Origin of the sequence: Protofrankia sp. Cas3 (genome assembly GCF_963555955.1) — a bacterium.
Classification (GTDB): Bacteria; Actinomycetota; Actinomycetes; order Frankiales; family Frankiaceae; genus Protofrankia.
In genome coordinates, this window is record NZ_CAUVXP010000245.1 from 1 (window position 1) to 5,990 (window position 5,990).

Consider the following 5,990-nt stretch of genomic DNA (forward strand, 5'->3'; position numbering starts at 1 on the left):
ATCGGATCCCAAGCTGACGAAAGAGAAGGTCGATACGGCCGATTTCGCGCCGGCCGTCAGCGCCGTCGCCGCCGGCGATCCCGACGCGATCATCGTCGTCTTCCCCGCCCAGTCCTGCGAACGGATAGCCCAGGTCGCAGGGACGCTCAAGATCAAAACACCGATGTACTTCGTGGGCTCCTGCGCCTCCCCGGCCGTGGCACGGGCAGCCGGGCCAAACGCCGGGAACCTCTACTTCGCCTCGGGCTACCTTCCCGTCGGGACATCCGGTGGCGACCAGGATGCCGAGGCGTTCCGGGCGCGGGTGTCCGAGGCCCAGCGGTCGCCGTTGTCGCAGGCGTCCTTCTCAACCGTCCTGGTCGTGCGGTCGCTGCTCGCCGAGATGTCAGCGCCGACGTCCACCGACCTGACAGCCGCGCTCAGGGCGACGCGGGACCGTTCGAACGTGATGGCGCATCCGTTCACCTGCGACGGCACCGCGATAACGACCTTTCCGGCGGTCTGCAACACGGCGGTACGCATCCTGCGGTGGTCCGGCAACGGCTTCGCCGATGTGAACGACACCTGGGTGGACGGGCGCGGACTCATGAAACTTCTTCTCACCTGAGAGCGCCCGGCACGAGGGAACGCGGCGTCGCGCCCCTGTTGCCGGACGCTCCTTGGGAACGATGTGAATCTGCTGTTGTGGCAGGAGCATCAGATTCACATCGTCAAGAACGATCGGCAATAGGCGCGGTACCGGGACGTCGATGAGGGACCGAACGGATGCAGGCACGGCCGGTCAATCATGGAGTTCTCGACGGTCTGTAACTGACCAGGGGGTTCCATGCCTGCCGTACCAGCATGCCTGCTGGACGCCGGAGCCGACCTTGAGGCGCCGGGGTCTGTGATCGGCGGCGGCATTGCTGCTCGCGCGGGGGGCCGAGCTGAACTGGGTCGGCTGGGACGATCTGACGCCACTCGATGCCGCGCAGCGCAGCGGTGCGAGCGCTCTCGTGCCCTGGCTACGGGAGCGGGGTGCGCGCTCGGCATCCGAGCTCGGCTAAGAGCGCCCTCGCCTGCAGCCGTCCGCCAGTCATGATCGGGTGATGTGTCGACGGCGTGCCTGCCGTCAGGTCGGTGATGCGACGGGCAGGCCACGTGACCGGGCGGCTTGCACCAACCGCTTGTCGTAGGCCACGAACCAGGTGAGTGCGGGTGCCAGTTCCTCGGCGGTGGCGAGGTGGATCGCGTCGAGGCTGCGCAACATCGCGTCGGGTAGCGTCGCGGCCGCGTCGAGGACCGCGTCTGTGATCGGCTTCTGATGGAGCACGGCGAACACCGCGCGCAGCACCGGCAGCGCAGCAGGCTCGGTGCGGATGAGCGCCCGGGTGGCTTCGGTCCGCGCCAGCGCGGACGCGGTCAGCGGCATCGGATTCGCCGCCAGCCACGCCCGTAACGCGTCGGTCTCGGACTCCTGTCGAACCAGCTTGACGATCGCCGAACTGTCCAGGTAGATCACATGCGGTCCGCACGCAGCTCGGACACGACCTCGGCAGTGTCGCCACCGTGGCTCGCAGCGGCCGGTCTGATCGCCAACAGTGCAGCGATTCCTCCCGGGTTGCTCGCCGGCGTCAGTTTGCCCGCACGAATGAGTTCGTCGACTGCCGGATCACCGGTGCTGGGCAGCGGGACGAGCATCGCGATCGGCCGGTCATGCTCTGTGATGAGCACGGTTTCCCCGGCCGCGGCTCGATGGATCACCTTCGAGGTCTGCCGGGTTACTTCCCGAATCCCCATCGTTATTGTCATGACAAAATGTTAGCACACCAGGTCTGCGCGGAGCGGACGACCCACCACCTACCAACGCACCAGCGAGTAGACGAACACAACCAACATGATCATCTAATGCTTTGGCGTTCGGACTGTCCGCCCCGCGAGGCGGACAGTCCAAGCCTGGCGCTGGGAGCTCCGCGCCAGCTCGTTCACTTAGCGGCAGGAACGCCGTATTTGTCGATTCCGGACCGCACCAGAGTCAGCGCGCTCGGGTTGGCGGCAAGATTTACCTGGTCCATGAAACTGAGTGCGAACAGGCCCATGGATGTCGCCTGACGAATATAATCGTCGGTGAAAAGGGCTTTCAGGTCGCTGGTCCAGGTGTTCTGGTTTCCGTTGTCGGGTTTGAAGTGCGAAACCATGACCGGGCCGTACTGGCCGAGTATGCGCGTCATGTCCAGGATATCCTGGCTATTCGAGTCCGATTGCATCGCCTGGAAGCTCTGGAAGTCGGACTGACGCATCACGTCCGCGAAATAGGGGAACATGGACCGGCCGCCACCGATGCTCGGGTCGTCGTAGCGGGCCTGCCAGCCTCCCCATCCCAGGGAGACCTTGGAATTCGGGGCCACGGAGTGCAGGATCGACATTGCCGCCAGATACTTGTCCTTAAGCGCGAGGTAGTAGTTGGTCACCTCGGGGCTGACCGCCCAGGCGTTGGTCTGACAGGCGTAGGTCTGGAATTCCGTGAAAAGCGTGACATAGAGCGGTGGACCACCGGCTGCACCCTTGAAAATCGTGGCGAGCTGGCGGACATCGTCGAGAAAAGCCCCGGACAGGGGGTAGTCACGACCACAGGCCGGCCCGTGGGAGGTCTGCGTGGTGCCGACATTTCCGGTTCCATCAAGCCACACCACGAGATGAATCGAACGGCCCGAGGCGTAGGTCTGCGGAATTCTGTTACTCGCCCAGTCCCGCATGAATCCGAGGTCGCCGGGTGAGTTGTACCAGGTCGTGAACATGCCGAGTCCGCCGGCGATCGGTGATGCCGCATCGCTGTCCAGGGCCGGGCCGAGCCCGAAAAGAAGCTTCCCGGAGCTGTTGGCGCTTCGTGGCGGTGCGACCGGGGCTGAAGTCGCCGACACGGGGGTTGGCTGCGTCGCCGATGCAAGCACTGGTCGCGCGGACGGTGCCGTCGTCGACTGAGGTGCTACCGGCGGTTTAACCGTGGTCGTTGGACTGACCGCCGGTCGACCGACTCCACCGGCAGCCGACGCCATGGCAACCGGTGGTAGGGATGACCGCGCAGGAGCCGGCCCGGGCTCCCCCTGCTTGGACGATGTCGCAGTCAGAGGCTGACAAGCAGCCAGAGCGAGAGCGGTCAGGGCTACGCAGGAAAGAAGGACGATGGACGCGGGGCCGGTACGAGGAAACTTTGCTGCAGTCACAGTCAGGTCCCGTCTGATCGAGATCAGTAGCGACAGCTTACGGGGCTGCTGCTGCGGGGCATCAGGAGGATGCCCTGTCGACCGAATCGGCGCCAGACGGTAATCGGGTCTGTGAGCAAACAGCTGTCGTCATCCCGTGCGCTGAAAGATCTTGCTGTAGCCATCCGCGTACGTGACGTCGATCGTGTGGGACACCCGCAGAAGCACGGGCCCGCGTACATAGACGTACTCGGCCTTGGCGGGGTCCGACGCCTGTGACGTGAGGAACTGCTGTCGCCGCTGCGCCTCGGCGGGAGTTCGGAAGACCTCTACGCTGCCGCCCAACCAGACGCTTCCCGGGCTCGTGTCGGGGAGTCCGGCGCTGGGAATACGACTGTCGACAAACGCGGCCTTCGAGATGTAGCCGCCCGGCGCGCCCAACAGATGCTCACTATCCGTTGCAACGGTATAGACGATCGTGGACGTCACCGGAAGCCCGGCATCCTTGAGCTGGCTGACCAACTCCGCCGCGCTCAGGTCACCCGGTGTGCCCGGCGCCGCTGGTACGGCCTGGGGGCCGGCGGACAGGCTGGGGCCGGACTGTCCCACCCCGGGCGCCGGCCCGGTCGCCGGGGACACGCCGGCGCCGGGCGCTCCGGCACCGACTGCCCCAGCAGCGGTCGCCCCAGGCGCGGTAGTCGCAGCGCCGGGAGGGGAGGTGCCGGCATCCGACACACGACTCGACGAGCACGCCGCCACCACAAGCGTGCACCCAAGGACCAGCCAGGCCGCCTTCGACACTGAATTCCCGGCTCTGCCAAGATTCCCCACAGCCCTGTCTCTCATCATCATTTTCCTGGAATCGTGAGTCGTCGTGCTGATCCAACCTGTCGACCGGATCAGCACGACGACTGTTCACCTGTACGTCAGGTCACCTGAACTTCAGGCGTCCCCGGGCCCGCAGGCCACGCCGTCCCCGTTCGTGTCAAGCTTGAGTTGATCCCGCTTGGACACGGGAATCGAACCCAGGCCGTGCTGCCGCAGCCACTGGCAGCGATTACGGGTACCCGGCGGAAAATTCACCGGAACGCACTGCGTCGGCGACCCGTAGTGGTGGTCGCACCCATCGACGTATTCGCTGGGAAGCCGCACAGCGGGTGCGGGCGTCACCCGTTGAGCGGCCACGGTCGGCCGCGGGCTCGGAGCCGCGCTGGAAACCCCCGCATCGGTCGTTCCCACCGCCGTGACCACGACCGTCAGCAACACGGCAACCATGCTCTGCCTGAGCACACGGACATGTCGACCCGATTCACTGACCATGACGGCTCTGCTCCTTCCGGTATCCAGCCTCATCCCACATGCACCCAACGGGCGACTGACGGAATGTTGTTGACATCAGTGACGAACAGCATGTAATCGCCTGGCGGAGCAATGTTCGGGTTCGCGGTCAGGGACACCGTCAGCTGACCGTTCTTGTTGACCGTGATGGGCAGGTCGACCGAGCGCTGGTTCGGGTCCGAGGAGTGGGTCACCGCCGCCGGTCGAATCAACTGCGCGGACTTGATGGTCACATTGGACGTCGTGCCCACCGGCTGGCTCGAACCGTAAGCCCACTGCGCCGCGGCCGCCGTGATCGTCGGCCGGACCCCGTTCAGCAGATATGCCGGCGTGTAGATCGATACCCGCATGTCGAAAGAACCGTCGCCCGGATTGTTCCCAATCGCGAGAACATGGCCATCGGGCAGCAGGAGTGCCGACGAGTGGTACGTCCGCGGCACCGGATCGGTCGCCATCGGCGTGAAGGTGTTCGCCACCGGGTCGTACATCGACGCCTCGTACACCGGATCCGCCCGGTTATGCAGGCCACCGCCGGTCTCGAACACCTTTCCATCCGGGAGGATGACCGCGGACACATACATCTTGCCGGTCAGCAGGTTCGGGCCGGGGACGTAGGTCGGATTCGCTCCGGACAGGTCGATGAGATCCGTCGTGTTGTTCGCGTCGACGTTGGTCTCGATGTTCCCACCGCCGAAGGTCGCGACCCGCTGGGCCTGCGCAGGTGGCAGCAGGACCGACATCGACTGGTCCCGCTGGTCCTTCAGGCGGAGTCCCGGCACATTGGTGACCTGACCGGAGTCCACGTTGTAGAGGTTGGCTCCGGGCCCGTCGCTGACGTTGTTACCGAAGACGTGCGAGCCGGTGTAGAACAGCCGCCCGTCCTGCAGCAGAATCATCGACGGGTAAAGACCCCAGAAACGATAGGTCTGGGTCGGCCGCGGCGTGTTCCAACTCCCGGCGGTGTTGTAGAAACGCTCGACCTCGACCGAGCCGTTGCCGTTCTCGTCCAGCCCGCCCAGCGAAATCACGTCACCGTTACCGAGTTCCGTCGCGGACGGGTACCAGTGACCGGTGTTGAGATCGTTCACCCGCACGTACTGATTCGTCGTCGGGTCGAAGGTATACGAGGACTTGATGCCCTCATAGCCATGGTCCGCGGTCGGGTATGCCTTGTTCCCCCCCATCACCAGCAGGCGACCGTCGGAGAGCTGGACATGTCCGGTACAGAAAAAGTCGGCCGGCGTCGGAACATCGGCAAAAGCGCCCGTGGTCGGATTCCACACCGATGACTTGAAGGTACCGGCCGCGAACTGGTTGGGGTCGTTGCCCGACCCCGCGACGAGCAGCACGTTCCCGTTCTTGAGCAGTGCGGCATGGATGGCCCGTACCGGTGACTGAGAACTGAGTACCTGCCATGACCCCTTGGTGCACGCGCCGCCCGCCGTGCAGGCCGAGTGTTCGACCTGAGAA

The 5,990-nt window shown here is 65.0% G+C and carries 9 protein-coding genes; 3 read left to right on the plus strand and 6 right to left on the minus strand.

The features are described 5' to 3' along the window. Both U9983_RS26290 and U9983_RS26295 read left to right on the plus strand, forming a co-directional pair. A partial coding sequence (locus U9983_RS26290) for an ABC transporter substrate-binding protein (RefSeq protein WP_322756585.1) occupies positions 1–607 on the plus strand: 607 nt, incomplete at its 5' end. A gap of 295 nt (positions 608–902) precedes the next feature. Continuing rightward, entirely contained in the window at positions 903–1,046 is a 144-nt protein-coding gene (locus U9983_RS26295) for a hypothetical protein (protein ID WP_322756586.1), read from the plus strand. 65 nt (positions 1,047–1,111) lie between these two features. Here the strand turns inward: U9983_RS26295 and U9983_RS26300 are convergent, their stop codons facing one another. From U9983_RS26300 to U9983_RS26310, 3 genes are all read right to left on the minus strand, one after another. Then, positions 1,112–1,501, minus strand: a complete 390-nt coding sequence (locus tag U9983_RS26300; RefSeq protein ID WP_322756587.1) for a type II toxin-antitoxin system VapC family toxin — start codon at positions 1,499–1,501, stop codon at positions 1,112–1,114. Next, positions 1,498–1,791: a hypothetical protein gene (locus U9983_RS26305; protein ID WP_322756588.1), complete on the minus strand. Its 294-nt coding sequence runs from the start codon at positions 1,789–1,791 to the stop codon at positions 1,498–1,500. Before U9983_RS26305 ends, U9983_RS26300 begins: the two co-directional genes overlap by 4 nt. Before the next feature lie 173 nt (positions 1,792–1,964). Further along, a complete protein-coding gene (locus tag U9983_RS26310) occupies positions 1,965–2,777 on the minus strand; it encodes a hypothetical protein (RefSeq protein WP_322748201.1) in 813 nt (270 codons plus the stop codon). Between U9983_RS26310 and U9983_RS26315 the strand changes: the two genes are divergently transcribed. Continuing rightward, on the plus strand, positions 2,776–2,961 hold the full coding sequence (locus U9983_RS26315; protein ID WP_322756589.1) for a hypothetical protein: 186 nt from the start codon (positions 2,776–2,778) through the stop codon (positions 2,959–2,961). The genes U9983_RS26310 and U9983_RS26315 overlap by 2 nt on opposite strands. Positions 2,962–3,332: 371 nt before the next feature. On the opposite strand, the gene U9983_RS26320 is transcribed toward U9983_RS26315, so the two are convergent. The 3 genes from U9983_RS26320 to U9983_RS26330 all read right to left on the minus strand — a co-directional run. Beyond that, on the minus strand, positions 3,333–3,917 hold the full coding sequence (locus U9983_RS26320; RefSeq protein ID WP_322756590.1) for a hypothetical protein: 585 nt from the start codon (positions 3,915–3,917) through the stop codon (positions 3,333–3,335). A 207-nt stretch (positions 3,918–4,124) separates the two neighbouring features. Next, positions 4,125–4,502, minus strand: a complete 378-nt coding sequence (locus U9983_RS26325) for a hypothetical protein (RefSeq protein ID WP_322756591.1) — start codon at positions 4,500–4,502, stop codon at positions 4,125–4,127. A gap of 29 nt (positions 4,503–4,531) precedes the next feature. Then, positions 4,532–5,990: galactose oxidase-like domain-containing protein (locus tag U9983_RS26330; protein WP_322756592.1), on the minus strand; the 1,459-nt coding region annotated here is incomplete at its 5' end.